The organism is Fundidesulfovibrio sp., from assembly GCF_058402725.1.
Genome location: NZ_JBZVFJ010000085.1, coordinates 1 through 17,220 on the forward strand (window position 1 = coordinate 1; position 17,220 = coordinate 17,220).

Here is a 17,220-nt window from a genome sequence, read left to right on the forward strand (position 1 = left end):
GTCCTGTTGTTCGGGGGCGGGCCTGAGGTTCAAAAGCCTGCGCACGTACAGCGCGTCGTGGAAGGAGGTGGACTGGTAGCCCAGCATCACGTCGTCGGCCCCGGGCACGCCCATGACGTAGGCGCACCCGGCCGCGCCCAGCAGGGTGAGCAGCACGTCCATGTCGTCCTGATCGGCTTCGGCGTGGTTGGTGTAGCAGGCGTCCACGCCCATGGGCAGGCCCAGGAGCTTGCCGCAGAAGAGGTCCTCCAGCCCGGCGCGGATGATCTGGCGGCCGTCGTGGAGGTATTCCGGGCCGATGAAGCCCACCACGGTGTTCACCAGCAGCGGGTCGAAGGCGCGCGCCACGGCGTAGGCCCTGGCCTCCAGGGTCTGCTGGTCCACGCCGTGGTGCGCCCCGGCCGAGAGGGCGCTGCCCTGTCCGGTCTCGAAGTACATCACGTTGCGCCCGATCTCGCCCCGGTTCAGGGAGAGCGCGGCCTGGCGGCCCTCTTCCAGCAGGGCAAGGCTCACGCCGAAGCTCTCGTTGACGCCCTGGGTGCCGCCCACGGACTGGAACACCAGGTCCACCGGGGCTCCGGCCTCGATGGAGCGGATGGTGTTGGTGATGTGGGTGAGCACGCAGGTCTGGGTGGGGATGGCGTAGCGGGCGCGGACCTCGTCCAGGCACTCCAGGAGCAGGCGCACGGTGGGCAGGTTGTCCGTGGCCGGGTTGATGCCGATGCAGGCGTCGCCGCTGCCCAGCACCAGGCCGTCCACCACCGAGGCCAGGACGCCCCGGGGATCGTCGGCGGGGTGGTTGGGCTGCAGGCGCGCGCAGAGCGTGCCGGGCAGCCCCACCGTGGAGCGGAAGGCCGCCGTGTTGGCCATGCGGGAGCTGGCCAGGATGAGATCCTGGTTGCGCATGATCTTGGACGCCGCAGCCGCCATCTCCGGCGTGAGGCCGGGCGCGAGGGCCTTGAGGAAATCCCGGTCGGCGGCGTCGGAGAGCAGCAGTTCGCGCAGCTGGCCCACGCTCAGGTTCTTCACGGGCTCGAAGGCGGCCTTGTCGTGGCTGTCCAGGATGAGCCGGGTCACCTCGTCGGACTCGTAGGGCACCAGGGGCTCTTCCAGGAAGTCCGTCAGGGGCGCGTCGGCCAGCACGTAGCGCGCGGCCGCCCGCTCCTCGTCGCTCGCGGCCGCGACGCCCGCCAGGACATCGCCCGAGCGGTGCGGCGTGGCCTTGGCCATCACCTCCCGCAGGTCCGCGAAGGTGTGGCGGCGGCCTCCCAGGGTGACGCCCCGCATGTCTTCAAGCCTCCTGGCCCTGCCAGTACATGGACTCTTTCACCGCGTCGAGCAGGCGTTCGATGTCGGCAGGGTACACCTCTCCGATGTTGCCGATGCGGAAGGTGTCCACCGCGTCGGTCACCTTGCCGGGATAGACCACGAAGCCTTTCGTCTTGAGCTTGTCGTAGAACGTCTTGAAGGCGTAGTCGGGGTGCGTGGGGCTGACGAAGGAGGTGATGATGGGCGACTGCCACTTCCTGGGCAGGAGGGTCTTGAAGCCCAGGCGTTCCATGCCGTCCACGAGGATGCGCTGGTTGGCGCTGTAGCGCTCGAAGCGTCTGGCCACGCCCCCCTCGGCGTCGAGTTCGTCCATGGCGGCCACGAAGGCGCGCACCACGTGGGTGGGGGAGGTGAAGCGCCATTTGCCGCCGCCGTCCTCCATGCCCTTCCACTGGTCGTACAGGTCCAGGCTGAGCGAGCGCGCCCGGCCCGCGCAGGCCTCGATCACCTCGCGGCGCGCCAGCACGAAGCCGAAGCCCGGCACGCCCTGGATGCACTTGTTGGCGCTGGAGATGAGCGCGTCCGCCCCGATGGCGTCCACGTCGATGGGGATGCCGCCGAAGCTGCTCATGGCGTCCACGATGTAGGTGCGCCCCGCGTCCTTGACCGCCTTGCCGATGGCCTCGATGGGGTTGAGCATGCCCGTGGTGGTCTCGCAGTGGACCACGGCCACGTGGGTCACTTCCGGGTGCCGGGCCAGCAGTGCCTCCACGCGGGAGGGGTCCACCGGGGCTGTCTCGCCGAAGTCTTCGAGCACCAGGGGGATGCCCAGCACCCTGGCGATCTTGCCGATGCGCTGTCCGTAGGCCCCGTTGGCCAGCACCATGAGCGCGCCGTCGCGCGGGACCAGCGTGCCCACGCAGGACTCCACGCAGAAGGTGCCGCTGCCCTGCATGAGCACGGCGGTGAAGGCCTGCCCGGGGCCTGCCAGAACGCACAGGCGGGCGCGCAGGTCCTGGACGATGGAGTTGTAGTCCAGGTCCCAGGTGCACCAGTCGCGCAGCATGGCCGCCTTGACGGCCTTGGAGGTGGAGAGCGGCCCCGGCGTGAGAAGGATGTAGGGGTTGTCGGGATAGCAGGAGAGGTCCATGGTGTGCTCCTTGGGTCAGCTGACGCGGGCCAGGGCGTCCTCCACGATGTCGAGGGCGCGGTCCAGGTCGGTTTCGGCGATGGTGAGCGGCGGCGTGAGGGTGAGCACGTTGCCGTGACTGGTCTTGAAGCTCAGCCCGCGTTCCAGGCAGTGGTAGAGCGCGGCGTCCGCCTGGTCCGGGGCCTTTGCGCGTGTTGCGCGGTCCGTGACGAGCTCCACGGCGAGGGAGAGCCCCAGGCCGCGGACCTGCCCCACCAGGGGGAAGCGCCGCGCCATGCCCTCGAGGCGGACGAGCGCCTTCTCTCCCAGGCGGCGGGAGCGCCCGACCAGGCCTTCGGCCTCGAGGACCTCCAGCATGGCCAGCCCGGCGGCGCAGGCCGTGGGGTTCTTCTCGTGGGTGTAGTGCCCCAGGGCCAGGTGCCCCGCCTTGTCCAGGGCCGGATCGGCCAGCACGGCGGCCAGGGGCATCACGCCGCCTCCCAGGCCCTTGCCCAGCACCAGGATGTCGGGGTCGGCCCCGAAGTGTTCGCAGGCGAAGAGCCTGCCGGTGCGGCCCAGGCAGGTGGCGGTCTCGTCCAGGATGAGCAGCGCGCCGTGGCGGTCGCAGGCCGCGCGCACGGCAGGCCAGTAGCCCGGCGGCGGGACGTTCACCGTGGTGCAGCGCAGCGGTTCGGCGATCACGGCGGCCACGTCGCCTTCCTTTTCCAGCACGTAGTCCAGGTAGCGGGCGCAGGCCAGGCCGCAGCTCTCGCAGCCGCCGTCCCCGGGGGCCAGCACGCAGCGGTAGGGGTCGGGCGGGGGCACGTGGGCCGTGCCGGGCAGCAGCGGGCCGATGCCGGAGCGGAACAGGGCCTCGCCGCCCACGGAGCAGGCGTCCAGGGATGCGCCGTGGAAGGAGTCCCACATGGAGACGGTCTTGAACCGCCCGGTGGCCACCCGTGCGATCTTGAGGGCCATGCCCACGGCCAGCGTGCCCCCCGGCGCGAAGAGGAGCTTGCCGAGCTTCCCCGGGGCGCGCTCCACCAGGGCCTCGGCCAGGCGCACGGCGGGCTCGTTGGTGAAGCGGCGCGGGCAGAAGGCCATCTGGTCCAGCTGGCGGCGGATGGCCTCCAGCACGGCGGGATGGGCGTGCCCGGCCTGGTGCAGGGAGTTGCCGTGGAAGTCCAGCAGGGTCCGGCCGTCCAGGGTGGTCAGCGTGGAGCCTTCGCAGCCGGAGAGGGCGTCCAGGCACGGGGTGGAGAGCGACTGCCTGAGGAAGACGCGCTCATCGCGGTCCAGGAGCGCCCGGGCGGCCTCGGAAAGGCCCGCCCGCCAGGCGGCGCGCCTTTCCGAGGTGTTCACGTCGCCCTCGCCCGGCGGCGGGGCGGCCGGAAGGGGTGGTTCCATGGGTCAAGCCTTGCAGCAGGGGCGCTCGCCACCGGCGAGGCGGGCGTCGATCGCGGCCAGCAGGGGGGGGCAGTCGGCCAGCGAGGGGACCACGTAGTGGGCGCCGGCCGCCAGCAGCCTTCCGGCCACGGCCTCCTGGCGGGCGGCCTTCTCGGCCGGGTCCAGGGCGGCCAGTTCGGCCTCGGTCAGGCCCATCTCGTTGCCGCTGGTGGAGAGGCCGATGGTCCACATGCCGGCGTTGACGCCCTCTGCCACGTCGGATTCCGTGTCGCCGATCTTGACCATCTCCCAGAAGGGGAAGACCCCGAGGTTCAGGGCGGCCTGGTAGCACATGAAGGGGGTGGGGCGTCCGGCGGGCGTGTCGGAGGAGCAGACCATGGTGTCGGGAACGTAGCCCTTCCTGGCGGCCTCCACGGTCATCACGTCCATCATGGGGCGGGTGTAGCCCGTGGTGGAGCCCACCTTGAGCCCCATGGCGCGGAAGGCTGCCACGGCGTCCAGCGCGCCCGGGATGATGTCGGCATGGCGGGCGATGCATTCCACCATGAGGGGCTCGGTGAGCAGGTACATGGCGTCCACGTCGGCCTCGTCGGGGTCGCGGCCGTGGGCGGCGCGCCAGAGGGCGGCAACTTCCGGGTCGCGGGTCATGGAGCGCACGTGGTCCTTCTTCATCAGGCCCATGGGCTTGCGGGCGTGGGCCACCGTGACGTCCACGCCGTGGCGTCTGAACACTTCCACGAACACGGCCACCGGGCCGATGCAGCCGTGGTCCACCACGGTTCCGGCCCAGTCCAGCACGACGGCCTTGACGTTCTTCAGGGGATTGATCGCCATGGGAGATCCTTTTGCTCAACGGTTCTGCCAGGCCCTGGCCCGGCGTTGCAGGCCCGCCGTGCACGCCCCGTAGAGGATGCGCACGGCGAGGTTCGTGGCCACGATCACCACGCACATGGCCAGGGCCGCCGCGGTGTCGCCCGCGTCGTCCATGTTGGCCACGGCCACTGCCGCCAGCGGCAGGTCCGCGCTGTAGAGGAAGATGACGGCCGAGAGCGTCGTCATGGAGCGCACGAAGAAATAGTAGCCGATCTCGAGCACGGCCGGGAGGCAGACGGGGAAGGTCACGGTGCGCAGGAGCCGGGTGAAGGGGACGCTGAGCGACTCCGAGACGGCCTCGTACTCGCTGTCGAGCTGTTTGAGGGCCGTGCGCGCCGTGAGGAAGGACACGGTGTGGAAATAGATCAGGTTGGACAGCACCAGCAGGCCCATGGAGCCGTAGAGGAAGGCGAACGGATTGGGGATGCGCAGGCCGTGGAAATCCCAGCCCGGGGCGTTGAAGAAGAAGATGTAGGCCAGGCCGATCACGAGGCCCGGCAAGGCCATGGGAAGCAGCGAAAACACGGAGCAGAGCTGGCGCAATCGCGGGCATTCCTTGAATTTTTCCAGCACGTAGCCGGTGAAGAAGGCCGTTGCCGTGCCCAGCGCGGCCGACCAGGCGGACATCTTCAGGCTGTTGAGGAAGGCGCGGTAGCCGCCTCCCGCCGTGGCCTCGAAATCGAAGTGGGCCAGGGTCAGCGAGAGCTTGTAGGGCCAGACCTTCACCAGGGAGGCATAGAGCCCCGTGAGCAGGTAGATGATGAAGACCGAGCCCAGCAGGCAGCACACGGCCATGGCCAGCCCGTCGCGGCCGACGTTGGGCCTGGGCCGGTAGGGCACGGCCTTGGAGGCCATGGCCGTGGACTGGCGGCGCTGCGCGAGGTGGTCGGCCAGGAAGGCGAGGGCGGTGGGGATGAGCAGGATGACGCTGACGGTGGCCCCCATGACGAAGTTCTGCTGGCCGATGACGTGCTTGTAGATGTCGGTGGCCAGCACGTTGTAGGAGCCGCCCACCACCTTGGGCGCTCCGAAGTCCGTGAAGCTGGAGACGAAGCTCACGAACACGGCGCTGATGAGCCCGTATTTCACGCCGGGGAGGGTGACGGTGGCGAAGGTCCGCCACCTGGAGGCGCCCAGGGCCCGGGCTGCCTCGTAGAGCCTGGCGTCCGTGAGGGAAAGCGCCGTGGAGAGGATGAGGAAGCAGGGCGGGAAGGCGTAGAGGGCCTCGGCGATGATGATGCCCGTGGAGCCGTAAAGCCCGATGTCCCAGCCGGGGATGGCCCCGAAGAACCCCGTGGTGGCCAGGCCCTTGCGGCCGAACAGGTAGATGAGCACGATGCCGTGCATGAGCGTGGGGGCGAGCAGGGGGGCCATGGCCAGCGCGCGGAAGAACTTCTTGCCGCGCATGGTGGTCCGGTTCAGGCACCAGGCGTAGAGAAAGCCCAGGGGAACGGCCACCAGGGTGGTGATCGTCGAGACCCACAGGCTGTGGGTGAGCGAGGAGAACAGCGCCGGCTCGGAAAAAAAGCGCAGGAAGTTGGCCAGCCCGGTGAAGTTCCCCTTCTGGTCGTAGAGGCTCTTGCCCAGCAGGCCCGCCAGGGGCAGGGCCACCGTGACGGTGAGCCAGAGCAGGACCGCGACGATGCACAGGGTCTTGACGCCGCGCCCGGCAAGCGCCGCGGCCAGGGCCGATCCGGCCGGGGACGGAACGTGCCGGGCCTGGAGCGGGGCGATGGAAGGCCCGCTCATGCGGCGTCCTTCGCCTCGGGGGCATGGCCTGCCGGGAAGACGCGCATGCGCGCCAGCGGCAGGCAGGCCCGCACGGCCATCCCCTCGGAAAGGCCCATGCGGCGGGCCTGGCGCGCCGTGACGTCGGCATGGAGCAGCGCGGCGTCCCCCCCCACGCCGTCGAGGCGCAGGCTCAGACGGTAGAGGGCTCCCCGGAACTCCATGAAGTCGACCCGGGCGTCCAGCACGTTGGGCTCGGGTGCGAAGGCCCCGGCGGTTTCCTCCAGGGCGACGTCCTCCGGCCGGATCGCGGCCAGGGCGGCCTGGGCGTCGGGCCAGGCGCGCTCCGGCAGGGACATGACCCATTTCCCCAGGCGGGCGGTGTCCTGCCGGGGGCCGCGCTCCACGGGCAGGAAGTTCATGGTCCCCAGGAACCCGGCGGCGAAGGGGGTGGCCGGGCTGTCGTAGAGCTCCCCGGGCGTGGCGTTCTGCACGATGCGGCCGTGGTCCATGAGCAGGATGCGGTCGGCCATGGTCATGGCCTCTTCCTGGTCGTGGGTCACGAGGATGGAGGTGACGCCGAACTCGCGCTGGAGGCGCTTGATCTCGGCGCGCAGGTGGGCGCGCACCTTGGCGTCCAGGGCCGAGAGGGGCTCGTCCAGCAGGAGCACGTCCGGGGAGAGGGCCATGGCCCGCGCCAGGGCCACGCGCTGCTGCTGGCCGCCCGAGAGCTGGGCCGGATATTTGGACTCCAGCCCGGGCAGGCCCACCAGGTCCAGCAGTTCCGTCACGCGCAGGCGGATCTCGCGCCTGGCCAGCCTCTTGTTCACCAGGCCGTAGGCCACGTTGTCGGCCACCGTGAGGTTGGGGAAGAGCGCGTAGGACTGGAACACGATGCCGACGTTGCGCTGGGACACGGGCAGTTCGGTCACGTCCGCCCCGCCCAGGAACACGCGCCCGGAGTCGAGCTCCTCCAGGCCTGCGATGATGCGCAGGGCCGTGGTTTTCCCGCAGCCCGAGGGGCCGAGCAGGCAGACCATTTCGCCCCTTGCCACGCTGAAGCTGATTTCCTGGAGGGCCGTGAACAAGCCGTAGCTTTTGCTGACGCCCCACACTTCCAGGTGGACGCCGGGAGAGGCATGGTTCTCTTGGGTGCGCATGGATGGCCCTTTCCCGGGGCGCAGAGCGCCCCGGGTCGGCTGAGTGGATGCTATTTGGCCTCGGATTTGGTGGCGTAGCGCTTTTCCCATTCCGCCAGGATCCTGGCGCGGTTCTTGGCGGCCCAGGACATTTCCAGGTTGATGAGCTGCTTGAGCGGGTCGTCGGGGTAGCCTTCGGGCAGCTTGAGGCCCGGCACGTCCTTGGCGGCCAGGATGGGGTAGCTCTTGGCGTATTCCTGCATGGCCGGGTCGGAGATGGCCCAGTCCAGGAACAGCTTGGCCTCGGGCTTCATGACGGCCTTCTTGATGAGGGCGTTGGCTTCGCAGTCCCAGCCCGAGCCTTCGGCCGGGAACACGGTGGTCACGGGCTCGCCCTTGCGCTTCTGCATGATGCCCCGGTAGCCGAAGGTGATGCCGATGGGGATCTCGCCGGTGCCGGCCATCTTGCAGGGCTTGGAGCCCGAGTGGGTGTACATGGCGATGTTGTCGTGGAGCTTGTCCAGGTACGCCCAGCCTTTTTCCTCCCCGAGCAGGAAGATGAGGCCCGCGACGGTGAGGTAGCCGGTGCCCGACGAGGCGGGGTTGGGCATGACGACCTGGCCCTTGTATTCGGGCTTGATCAGGTCCTGGTAGCTCTTGGGCGTGGGCAGCTTCTTGGCCTGGAGCTCCATCTCGTTGACGCAGAAGCCGGTCTCGAAGATGTCGTTGGCCACCCAGGCGGGCACGGGCTTGGAGTCCCTGAAGCGGGGCGTGATGCGTTCCAGGCCTTTGGGGGCGTAGGGTTCCAGGAGCCCCGCCTCCTCCAGGAGGATGAGCCCGGTGGCGGCTGTGCCCCAGACGAGGTCGGCCTGGGGGTTGCCCTTTTCGGCCAGGAGCTTGGCGATGACCACGCCGGTGGAGTCGCGGACGAACTTCAGCTGGATGTCGGGGTATTTCTCTTTGAAGCTCTTGATGTAGACGGGGATCTGGTCGTCCTCCAGGGCGGTGTAGACCAGCAGTTCTGCGGACCTGGCGGCCGGGGCGAGGGTGAGAACCAGGAACATCAAGAGCGCCAGGGAGCGGACGGTTGCGAGCATTGGAGCCTTCCTTGGGGTTGGAGCCGTTGACGGGTGGGACTCTTGGACGGGTGGCGGAGCTGGCTTTCACACTATCGTCAAAATCGATGATGTGTAGCAATGCCAGGTTGTTGAGTTTGAATTTGCACGGGTTGGGTCCGCCGCTGTGCGTATTTGGGCTGCTGATGTCCGAGTACGCCCGCCGAAGCCTGCCTGTCAAACAAAAGGTTTACAATTATGTTAAAAAATGGGTGAGCAGGCGTGCCGCAGGCAGCAGGGACGGAAACTGTCGCACTGGTCCCCAGGCGTTTCGGGGGACGCCCGAGGAGTTCCTTTCGTTTACTCCCCGAGCCTGTTACTCTGGAGCCATGCCCGACATCCTGACATTCCTGCTCGTGGCCCTGGCCCTGATCGTTCTCGTCGCCGGGGTGCGCTTCCTGCGCGGTCAATCGCGCGGCAAGACCAATCACTTCGTGCGCGTGGACTTCGACGGCTACAAGGGCAAGGAGATGTCCGAGCGCTTCGTCAGCAAGGAGAGGTAGGCCCGCAGGGAGCCCTGCCTGATCCCGCCGTCTCTGCCCTGATCGCCCGGCCAACGGCTCTCCTCCCCCGGTGAACGGCGGCCGCGTCCGCCGCTCGCCGTTCGCCCTCCGAACCGTTCACCGGCCACGCGTCGACACCCAACCGTTGGCCGAAACACCCCTTTTTTTTCCTCCCGGGCCGTATACACCGGAATCGCGGACGCTTTCGAGCGCGCGCCGAAGGCCCGTCCGCCAAACCCAAACCGGGAGGTTCACGCCATGCAACCCCACTCCATCGACCAGAACGAGTTCAAGGACCTCGTGAGAAAGAAGTGGTCCGTCTCGCTCTCCATGACCGCCCTGATGCTGGTCATCTATTTCGGCTTCATCCTGCTTCTGGCCTTCAACAAGCACGTCCTCGCCCAGAAGATCGGCGAACACATGACCCTGGGCATCCCCATCGGCCTGGCCGTGATCCTCTCGGCCTGCGTCATGACCGGCCTCTACGTGCGCTGGGCCAACACCACCTACGACCGCTCCGTGAAATCCATCCTCGACCACATGAAGAGGTAGGCCATGAACCAGTTCACCTCCACCATCGGGCAGCCCAACGCCATCTCCATCGTGTTCTTTTTCGTGTTCGTGGCCGCCACCCTGGTCATCACCTGGTTCGCGGCCAAGAAGTCCAAGACCGCCTCGGACTTCTACGCCGCCGGGCGCTCCGTCACCGGCTTCCAGAACGGCCTGGCCCTGGCGGGCGACTACATGTCCGCCGCGTCGTTTCTGGGCATCGCGGGCCTGGTGGCCCTCAAGGGCTACGACGGCCTCATCTACTCCATCGGCTTCCTGGTGGGCTGGCCGCTCATCATGTTCCTCATCGCCGAGCCTCTGCGCAACCTTGGCAAGTACACCTTCGCGGACGTGGTGGCCTACCGCCTGCGCCAGAAGCCCATCCGCATCGCGGCGGCCTCGGGCTCGCTCATGACCATCTGCTTCTACCTGATCGCCCAGATGGTGGGCTCCGGGTCGCTGGTGAACCTCATGTTCGGCCTGCCCTACGAGCTGGCCGTGGCCATCGTGGGCGTGGTGATGATCCTCTACGTGCTCTTCGGCGGCATGCTGGCCACCACCTGGGTGCAGATCATCAAGGCCGTGCTCCTCCTGGGCGGCGCGTCCGTGATGGTGGGCATGGTGCTCTCCAAGTTCGGCTTCGACCCCTCCGCCCTCTTCTCCGCCGCCGCCGAGAAGTACGGCCAGAAGATGCTCGAGCCCGGCGGCCTGGTCTCCAACCCCTGGGACGCCCTGAGCCTGGGCATCGCGCTCATGTTCGGCACGGCCGGCCTGCCCCACATCCTCATGCGCTTCTACACCGTGCCCGACGCCGAGCAGGCCCGCAAAAGCGTGTTCTACGCCACGGGCTTCATCTCCTACTTCTACATCCTCACCTTCATCATCGGCTTCGGGGCCATGGTGCTGGTGGGCCAGGACGTGATCACCAAGTTCGACAAGGGCGGCAACATGTCGGCCCTGCTCCTGGCCGAAGTGACCGGCGGCACCATGTTCCTGGGCTTCATCGCCGCCGTCGCCTTCGCCACCATCCTGGCCGTGGTGGCCGGGCTCACCCTGGCCGGGGCCGCCAGCTTCTCCCACGACCTCTACGTGAACGTGTTCAAGAACGGCCGCGCCACCGAGGAAGAGGAAGTGAAGATGGCCAAGCGCTCCACCCTGGTGCTGGGCCTGGTGGCCATGGGCCTGGGCATCGCCTTCAAGGGCCAGAACGTGGCCTTCATGGTGGGCCTGGCCTTCGCCATCGCCGCCAGCGGCAACTTCCCGGCCCTGCTGCTCTCCATCCTCTGGCGCGGCATGTCCACCTTCGGGGCCACTGCGGCCATCGTCACGGGTTCGGTGCTGGCGGTGGGGCTCATCATCATCTCCCCCACCGTGTGGGTGAGCGTGCTGGGCTTCAAGCAGGCCATCTTCCCCTGGTCCAACCCGGCGCTCATCTCCATGCCGGCCGCGTTCTTCGCCGGGTGGCTGGGCTCCGTGCTCGTGCCCGAACCCGAGGCCAAGGCCCGCTACGAGGAACAGAAGATCCGCAACTACCTGGGAGTGGGAGTGGAATGAACAGCGACGACGGTTTCCTCGGGCTCACGGCCGGCAGCCTCCCCGCCCGCCCGCCGGTGTTCGTGGACCCGCAGGCCTCCGTGGTCCAGGCGGCGCGCGCCATGCGCGCCGCCCAGGCCACGGCCTGCCTGCTGGGAACCCCCGAAGCCGTGCAGGGCATCCTCACCGAGCGCGACGTGGTGCGCGCCGTGGCCGAGGACGCAGGCCCCCAGGCCCCGGCCCGGGACTTCATGAGCCGCGAGGTGGTGACCATCTCCGGACGCGAGCTGGTCAGCGAGGCCTTCCTGGCCATGCTGCGCCACAAGATCCGCCGCCTGGGGCTCACCGACGCCGGGGGGAGCATCACCGGCATCCTGGAGGAGCGCGACCTCCTGGCCGCGCGCTTCGAGAGCCCCGTGGCCCTGGCCGCCGACATCGCCCGGGCCGTCGACGCCCGGGATCTGGCCCGCGCCCACGCGGCCCTCACGCGCATGACGCCCCGCTGGCTGGGCCAGGGCGCGGGCGTGGACCGCGTGGGGGCCATGGCCGCCGCCGTGCGCGACCAGCTCTTCGCCCGCGCCGCCGTGCTGGCGCTCGAAACCGCCGATCCCGGCCCCATGGCCCTGCTGGCCCTGGGCAGCGAGGGACGCCGCGAGCAGTTCCTGGCCACCGACCAGGACAACGCCCTGGTGCTGGGCGACGGCGCGGACCTGGGAAAGGCCCAGGACTACGCCCTGCGCCTCATGGAACTGCTCGACCAGGCCGGGCTGCCTCCCTGCCCCCACGGCGTCACCGCCGACCGCGACGACTGGCGCATGACCCTCCCCCACTGGGAGGCCCGCCTGGAGGAGCTGGCGCGCAACCCAGGCCCCGAAGCCGTGCTGGCCCTCTCCATGCTGGCCGACGCCCGCCAGGTGCACGGCAGCCGCGAGCTGGCCGCCGGGCTCTCCCGGGCACTCGCCCAGGCCGTGTCCGGCCACCCCATCGCCCTGCGCGCCATGGCCCGGGAGGCCGTGCGCTTCACCCCGCCCCTCACGCTCTTCGGGTCGCTCTCCCTGCAGGACGGCGCGCTGGACATCAAGCGCGGCGGCATCTTCCCCCTCACCCAGGGGGCCAGGGTCCTGGGCCTGGAGTGCGGCGCGCGCGAAACCGGCACCGCCCAGCGCCTCGAGGCCGCCGTTCGGGCCGGATTCCTGGGCGAGGGCACGGCCGCCAACCTCACCCAGGCCCTGGACTTCCTGCAGGATCTGCGCCTGCGCTTCCAGGCGCTCGACCTGTCCAGGGGCCTCGAGCCGGGCAATCTGGCGCGCCCGGGCGAGCTCACCAATCTGGAGCGCTCCCGGCTCCAGGAGTGTTTCAAGGCCGTGGCCTCCTTCCAGGAGATGCTGGAAAACCGCTACAAGCTGAAGCTCTTCACATGATCCTCGAAGACGCCGTGGACTTCCTGCGCCAGGCCCCGCCCCTGGCCTTCCTGGAGCCCGAGGCCCTGCGCTCCCTGGCGCGCAAGGCCTCCCTGGAGTTCTACCCGGCCGGCACGGCGGTGCTCGGCCCCGGCGGCGCGGGCGAGGGCTTCGTGCTGGCCGTGCGCAAGGGCCTGCTGGCGGCCGGGAGCGCCACGGGGTGCGCCTGCGCGCCGGACCTGGAGCCCTCCTGGGGCGAGGGCGAGGTGGCCGGATGGGGCGTGGAGCGCGCCGTGGCCCGCGAGGACGCCGTCTGCATCCTCCTGGAGCCCGCCGCCGTGGCCGACGCCCTGCGCCCCGTGGAGGGCCTCACCGACTTCCTGGAGGACCGCCTCACCGAGCCCGTGCTGGAACTGGGCCTGGAGGGCGTGGCCCGCGAAATCCCCCCCTGGGCGGCCTCTCGCAGGCCCCTGGCCGCCCTGCGCGCCGGGGAGGCCGTGCGCCCGGGCGAGCCCGTGGCCTGCGGGGCCACCCTCCGGGAGGCCGCCCGGCTCATGAGCGCCACGGCCCGCGACGCCCTGGTGGTCCTGGGGCCGGAGGGCCGACCCGCCGGAGTGATCACCGACCGCGACTTCCGCGCCCGCGCCGTGGAGCAGGGCCTGCCCCCGGACACCCCCGTGGAGCGCGTCATGTCCAGCCCCGTGGTCTCCCTGGACGCCCAGGCCTCCTGCTTCGACGCCCTCATGGCCATGACGCGCCACCACCTGCGCCACGTGGTGGTCATGGCCGGGAGCATGGCCGCCGGAGTGCTCTCCGCCCAGGACCTGCTGCTGCGCCAGGCGGGCTCGCCCCCGGCCCTGGCAGCGCGCGCGGCCAGGGCCGCCTCCGTCGAGGAGCTGGCCTCCATCGCGTCGTTGCTGGACAAGCTGGCCATGGGGCTCCTGCGCGAGGGCGCGCGGTCCTCGGCGCTGGGGCGCATCGTGGGCGGTCTGCGCGAGACCCTGGCCGCCCGGGCCTGCCAGCTGGCCGAAGAGGCCCTGGGGCCGCCCCCCGCGCCCTACGCGCTCATGCTCCTTGGCCGCGCCGCGCGGCGCGAGGGTCCGGCCCTGTGCCCCCTGTGGAACGCCGTGGTGCACCAGGAGGCCCCCGGGGCCTCGGGCTGGTTCGAGCGCCTGGGCAGCTTCCTGGCAGAGGCCCTGGAGCTTCTGAACATGGCCCCGGCCCCGGGCGCGCCCTCGGCCGCCTCCCGGGAGTGGCGCGGCACGCCGGGCGAATGGGACGCCCGCCTGGAGCAGTGGGCCCGGACCCCGCCGGAGGACCCGGCCTGCCTCGATCTGCGCCCCGTGCACGGCCAGCTCCACCTGGCCGAGGCCCTGCGCGTGCGTCTGGCCGGGCGCATGGTCCTTGCGGGCTCGCCCCCGGCCGAGCGCCCCGGGGCTGGCCTGGCCGGGCGGGTGGCTGACGGCGTGCGCCGCATGGCCTGGCGCGCGGGCGTCCCGCGCATCGCCACGGCGGAACGCGCCCTGGGGCTCTCGCGCCTGGGCGCGGCGGGCATGGATCTGGTCTGGGCCGCCGAATACCTGGCGGCCTGGGGCTGGGTGGGCGAGCCCCTGCGGCCCGGCCCCCTGGCCCGGGCCATGGAGCGCATGTGCCGAGCGGCCTGGAAGCGGGCCGGGGAGGTTTCGCGATGATGAAATGGTGGCCCTGGTCCAGCCGCGAGCCGGACACCCCGGCCGGACGCGCCGGGTTCGTGGTCTTCGACCTGGAAACCGGCGGACTCGACACATCCCGCGACGACATCCTCTCCATCGGGGCCGTGCGCATGACCGGCGGGCGCATCGACGTGGGCGGGGCCTTCCAGGCCCTGGTCCGCCCCACGGCGCCGTCCCTGGACGCGGCCGGGGTGCGCGTGCACCAGCTCACCCCGGGCGAGCTGGCGGGCGAGCCGCCCCTGGAGGAGGTGCTCCCGCGCTTTTTGCGCTACGCCGGGGACGCGGTGCTCACCGGCTGGCACGTGGAGCTGGACCTGGCCTTCCTGCGCGCCGCCTGCAAGCGCCTGAAGCTGCCCCAGCCCAAGAACCGGGGCCTGGACGTGCTGGGGCTCTACCTGGCCATCCGCGGCTCGCGGGCCTCGCCCGTGCTGGACGAGCTGCCCCTCAAGGACGCCACGCTCTACAGCGTGGCCCGCGCCCTGGGCGTGCCCCCGCGCGGCGCGCACGACGCCCTGGGCGACGCCTACCTCACCGCCCAGGTGCTCCAGCGCTTCCTCTCCATCCTTCGCTCCTCGCGCCAGGGCGAGGAGCCCAGCCTGGACACCGTGCTGCGCCTGGCCGCGCCCAGCTCCAGAAGCCGGGCCTCGCCCCAGCCCGCCTTCTGAGCGCCGCTCACCGCCCCGGTGCGGCCGCTTGCCTATTTGCGCTGGGAATCCGGTCGATTCGTGCTAAGGAACAACCATCCCCTCAAGCCAAGGAGCTTTTCATGACCGAGAACATCGAATCCCTGCTCCACGAAAACCGCATCTTCCAGCCGCCCGCCGGGCCACGCCAGGCCAAGGCCCATATCAAGAGCCTGGACGAATACCGCGCCGTCTACAAACGCTCCCTGGACGACCCCGAGGGCTACTGGGGCGACCGCGCCCGCGAGCTGATCACCTGGATGAAGCCCTTCGGCAAGGTCCAGGACTGCGATTTCAACGCCGCCTCCTTCAAGTGGTTCCTGGGCGGGCAGCTCAACGCCGCCGCCAACTGCCTGGACCGGCACCTGGACGGACCCCGCCGCAACAAGGCCGCCATCGTCTGGCAGGGCGACCGCGAGGGCGACGTGCAGGTGCTCACCTACCAGATGCTCCACGACGAGGTCTGCAAGTTCGCCAACGTGCTCAAGAGCCTGGGCGTCAAGAAGGGCGACCGCGTGGCCCTCTACGTGGGCATGGTCCCCGAGCTGGCCGTGGCCATGCTGGCCTGCGCCCGCCTGGGCGCGCCCCACTCCATCGTCTTCGCGGGCTTCTCCGCCCACTCCCTGCGCGACCGCATCAACGACTGCCAGGCCAAGGTGGTGGTCTGCGGCGACGCCGTGCGCCGCGCGGGCAAGGCCATCCCCCTGAAGGGCAACGTGGACGACGCCCTCAAGGAATGCCCCTGCGTGGAAAAGGTGGTGGTGCACGCCAGCGCCGGCACGACCATCAACATGGTGGAAGGCCGCGACCTCTGGTGGCACGAGCTCATGGCCAGGCCCGAGATGAAGGCCCCCTGCCCGCCCGAGCCCATGGACTCCGAGGACGTGCTCTTCATCCTCTACACCTCCGGCTCCACCGGCAAGCCCAAGGGCGTCTACCACACCACCGGCGGCTACCTCGCCTACGCCGCGCACACCACGCAGCTCGTCTTCGACATCCAGGAGGACGACGTGCACTGGTGCACCGCAGACATCGGCTGGGTGACCGGGCACAGCTACATCGTCTACGGCCCCCTGGCCCTGGGGGCCACGTCGGTGATGTTCGAGGGCGTGCCCACCTGGCCCGGGCCGGACCGCTTCTGGGCCACCGTGGAGAAGTTCAAGGTGAACATCTTCTACACCGCGCCCACCGCCATCCGCGCCCTCATGCGCGAGGGCGTGAAGTGGACCAAGAACCACGACCTCTCGTCGCTGCGCATCCTGGGCTCCGTGGGCGAACCCATCAACCCCGAGGCCTGGATGTGGTACCACGAGCACATCGGCGGCGGAAAACTGCCCATCGTGGACACCTGGTGGCAGACCGAGACCGGCGGGCTCATGATCTCCCCCCTGCCCTACGCCACGCCGCTCAAGCCCGGCTCCGCCAGCCTGCCCCTGCCCGGCATCCTTCCCAAGGTGGTGGACAAGGACGGCAAGGAAGTGGCCCCCGGCGAGGGCGGATTCCTCATCCAGTCCCGCCCGTGGCCCGGCATGCTGCGCGGCGTCTGGGGCGACCCCGTCCGCTTCAAGAACCAGTACTTCTCCGCCTTCCCAGGGGCCTACGAGACCGGCGACGGCGCGCGCATGGACGCCGACGGCTACGTCTGGATCATGGGGCGCGTGGACGACGTGGTGAACGTCTCCGGCCACCGCATGGGCACCGCCGAGATCGAATCCGCCCTGGTGGCGCACCCCGACGTGGCCGAGGCCGCCGTGGTGGGCATGCCCCACGACATCAAGGGCCAGGCCATCTACGCCTACGTCACCGTCAAGGAGGGCGTGGAGCCCACCGACGAGCTGCTCGCCGCGCTCAAAAAGCACGTGCGCGCCGAAATCGGACCCATCGCCACGCCCGAGGTGATCCAGTTCGCCCAGGGCCTCCCCAAGACCCGCTCCGGCAAGATCATGCGCCGCATCCTGCGCAAGATCGCCGAAGGCGAGACCTCCACCCTGGGCGACACCTCCACCCTGGCCGATCCCAGCGTGGTCACCGACCTCATCGAGGGCAAGGAGAAGCTCTTCGGATAGGGCGGCGGACGTCTCAAAGCGCAGGGCCGCCCTCGGGGCGGCCCTCAGCGTGATGGCAAACCCCGAGGATGGGGTTTGCCGGAGCCGCTTACGGGCGGCAAAGCCGCCCTGCTC

The 17,220-nt window shown here is 70.0% G+C and carries 14 protein-coding genes; 7 read left to right on the forward strand and 7 right to left on the reverse strand.

The window, feature by feature from the left end:
* From ACV4UX_RS11940 to ACV4UX_RS11970, 7 genes are all read right to left on the reverse strand, one after another.
* A partial coding sequence (locus ACV4UX_RS11940) for an ethanolamine ammonia-lyase subunit EutB (RefSeq protein WP_491593504.1) occupies positions 1-1,287 on the reverse strand: 1,287 nt, incomplete at its 3' end.
* Positions 1,288-1,291: 4 nt separating this feature from the next.
* On the reverse strand, positions 1,292-2,419 hold the full coding sequence (gene phnW, locus ACV4UX_RS11945) for a 2-aminoethylphosphonate--pyruvate transaminase (RefSeq protein ID WP_491593505.1): 1,128 nt from the start codon (positions 2,417-2,419) through the stop codon (positions 1,292-1,294).
* 15 nt (positions 2,420-2,434) lie between these two features.
* The gene (pbfA, locus tag ACV4UX_RS11950; protein ID WP_491593506.1) at positions 2,435-3,805 is read right to left on the reverse strand and encodes a (R)-1-hydroxy-2-aminoethylphosphonate ammonia-lyase; all 1,371 of its coding nucleotides are present in this window, start codon (positions 3,803-3,805) and stop codon (positions 2,435-2,437) included.
* Between the two features lie 3 nt (positions 3,806-3,808).
* Positions 3,809-4,639 carry a phosphonoacetaldehyde hydrolase gene (phnX, locus tag ACV4UX_RS11955; RefSeq protein WP_491593507.1) on the reverse strand — a complete coding sequence of 277 codons (831 nt, stop codon included), beginning with the start codon at positions 4,637-4,639 and terminating at the stop codon, positions 3,809-3,811.
* A gap of 15 nt (positions 4,640-4,654) precedes the next feature.
* Positions 4,655-6,427, reverse strand: coding sequence for a putative 2-aminoethylphosphonate ABC transporter permease subunit (locus ACV4UX_RS11960; RefSeq protein WP_491593508.1), 1,773 nt, complete (start codon positions 6,425-6,427; stop codon positions 4,655-4,657).
* Positions 6,424-7,566: a putative 2-aminoethylphosphonate ABC transporter ATP-binding protein gene (locus tag ACV4UX_RS11965; protein WP_491593509.1), complete on the reverse strand. Its 1,143-nt coding sequence runs from the start codon at positions 7,564-7,566 to the stop codon at positions 6,424-6,426. The genes ACV4UX_RS11960 and ACV4UX_RS11965 overlap by 4 nt, the downstream gene beginning before the upstream one ends.
* A gap of 50 nt (positions 7,567-7,616) precedes the next feature.
* Positions 7,617-8,642: a putative 2-aminoethylphosphonate ABC transporter substrate-binding protein gene (locus tag ACV4UX_RS11970; protein WP_491593510.1), complete on the reverse strand. Its 1,026-nt coding sequence runs from the start codon at positions 8,640-8,642 to the stop codon at positions 7,617-7,619.
* Between the two features lie 347 nt (positions 8,643-8,989).
* Between ACV4UX_RS11970 and ACV4UX_RS11975 the strand changes: the two genes are divergently transcribed.
* From ACV4UX_RS11975 to acs, 7 genes are all read left to right on the forward strand, one after another.
* On the forward strand, positions 8,990-9,163 hold the full coding sequence (locus ACV4UX_RS11975) for a hypothetical protein (protein ID WP_491593511.1): 174 nt from the start codon (positions 8,990-8,992) through the stop codon (positions 9,161-9,163).
* A gap of 258 nt (positions 9,164-9,421) precedes the next feature.
* The gene (locus ACV4UX_RS11980) at positions 9,422-9,715 is read left to right on the forward strand and encodes a DUF485 domain-containing protein (RefSeq protein WP_491593512.1); all 294 of its coding nucleotides are present in this window, start codon (positions 9,422-9,424) and stop codon (positions 9,713-9,715) included.
* A 3-nt stretch (positions 9,716-9,718) separates the two neighbouring features.
* A complete protein-coding gene (locus ACV4UX_RS11985; protein ID WP_491593513.1) occupies positions 9,719-11,266 on the forward strand; it encodes a sodium:solute symporter family transporter in 1,548 nt (515 codons plus the stop codon).
* Positions 11,263-12,666 (forward strand): putative nucleotidyltransferase substrate binding domain-containing protein, encoded by a 1,404-nt coding sequence (locus ACV4UX_RS11990; protein ID WP_491593514.1) that lies wholly within the window; start codon positions 11,263-11,265, stop codon positions 12,664-12,666. Before ACV4UX_RS11985 ends, ACV4UX_RS11990 begins: the two co-directional genes overlap by 4 nt.
* Positions 12,663-14,336, forward strand: coding sequence for a DUF294 nucleotidyltransferase-like domain-containing protein (locus ACV4UX_RS11995; protein ID WP_491593515.1), 1,674 nt, complete (start codon positions 12,663-12,665; stop codon positions 14,334-14,336). Before ACV4UX_RS11990 ends, ACV4UX_RS11995 begins: the two co-directional genes overlap by 4 nt.
* On the forward strand, positions 14,333-15,022 hold the full coding sequence (locus ACV4UX_RS12000) for a 3'-5' exonuclease (protein ID WP_491593516.1): 690 nt from the start codon (positions 14,333-14,335) through the stop codon (positions 15,020-15,022). The genes ACV4UX_RS11995 and ACV4UX_RS12000 overlap by 4 nt, the downstream gene beginning before the upstream one ends.
* A gap of 101 nt (positions 15,023-15,123) precedes the next feature.
* Positions 15,124-17,106 (forward strand): acetate--CoA ligase, encoded by a 1,983-nt coding sequence (acs, locus tag ACV4UX_RS12005; RefSeq protein ID WP_491593517.1) that lies wholly within the window; start codon positions 15,124-15,126, stop codon positions 17,104-17,106.
* Positions 17,107-17,220 lie beyond the last annotated feature (114 nt).

Excerpts from the sequence above, each read along its gene's own strand:
- phnW (WP_491593505.1), bottom strand. The coding sequence starts at position 2,419 with ATGGACCTCTCCTGCTATCCCGACAACCCCTACATCCTTCTCACGCCG.
- ACV4UX_RS11965 (WP_491593509.1), bottom strand. The coding sequence starts at position 7,566 with ATGCGCACCCAAGAGAACCATGCCTCTCCCGGCGTCCACCTGGAAGTG.
- ACV4UX_RS11975 (WP_491593511.1), top strand. The coding sequence starts at position 8,990 with ATGCCCGACATCCTGACATTCCTGCTCGTGGCCCTGGCCCTGATCGTT.
- ACV4UX_RS12000 (WP_491593516.1), top strand. The coding sequence starts at position 14,333 with ATGATGAAATGGTGGCCCTGGTCCAGCCGCGAGCCGGACACCCCGGCC.
- ACV4UX_RS11985 (WP_491593513.1), top strand. The coding sequence starts at position 9,719 with ATGAACCAGTTCACCTCCACCATCGGGCAGCCCAACGCCATCTCCATC.
- ACV4UX_RS11970 (WP_491593510.1), bottom strand. The coding sequence starts at position 8,642 with ATGCTCGCAACCGTCCGCTCCCTGGCGCTCTTGATGTTCCTGGTTCTC.
- acs (WP_491593517.1), top strand. The coding sequence starts at position 15,124 with ATGACCGAGAACATCGAATCCCTGCTCCACGAAAACCGCATCTTCCAG.
- ACV4UX_RS11995 (WP_491593515.1), top strand. The coding sequence starts at position 12,663 with ATGATCCTCGAAGACGCCGTGGACTTCCTGCGCCAGGCCCCGCCCCTG.
- ACV4UX_RS11960 (WP_491593508.1), bottom strand. The coding sequence starts at position 6,427 with ATGAGCGGGCCTTCCATCGCCCCGCTCCAGGCCCGGCACGTTCCGTCC.
- ACV4UX_RS11980 (WP_491593512.1), top strand. The coding sequence starts at position 9,422 with ATGCAACCCCACTCCATCGACCAGAACGAGTTCAAGGACCTCGTGAGA.
- phnX (WP_491593507.1), bottom strand. The coding sequence starts at position 4,639 with ATGGCGATCAATCCCCTGAAGAACGTCAAGGCCGTCGTGCTGGACTGG.
- pbfA (WP_491593506.1), bottom strand. The coding sequence starts at position 3,805 with ATGGAACCACCCCTTCCGGCCGCCCCGCCGCCGGGCGAGGGCGACGTG.
- ACV4UX_RS11990 (WP_491593514.1), top strand. The coding sequence starts at position 11,263 with ATGAACAGCGACGACGGTTTCCTCGGGCTCACGGCCGGCAGCCTCCCC.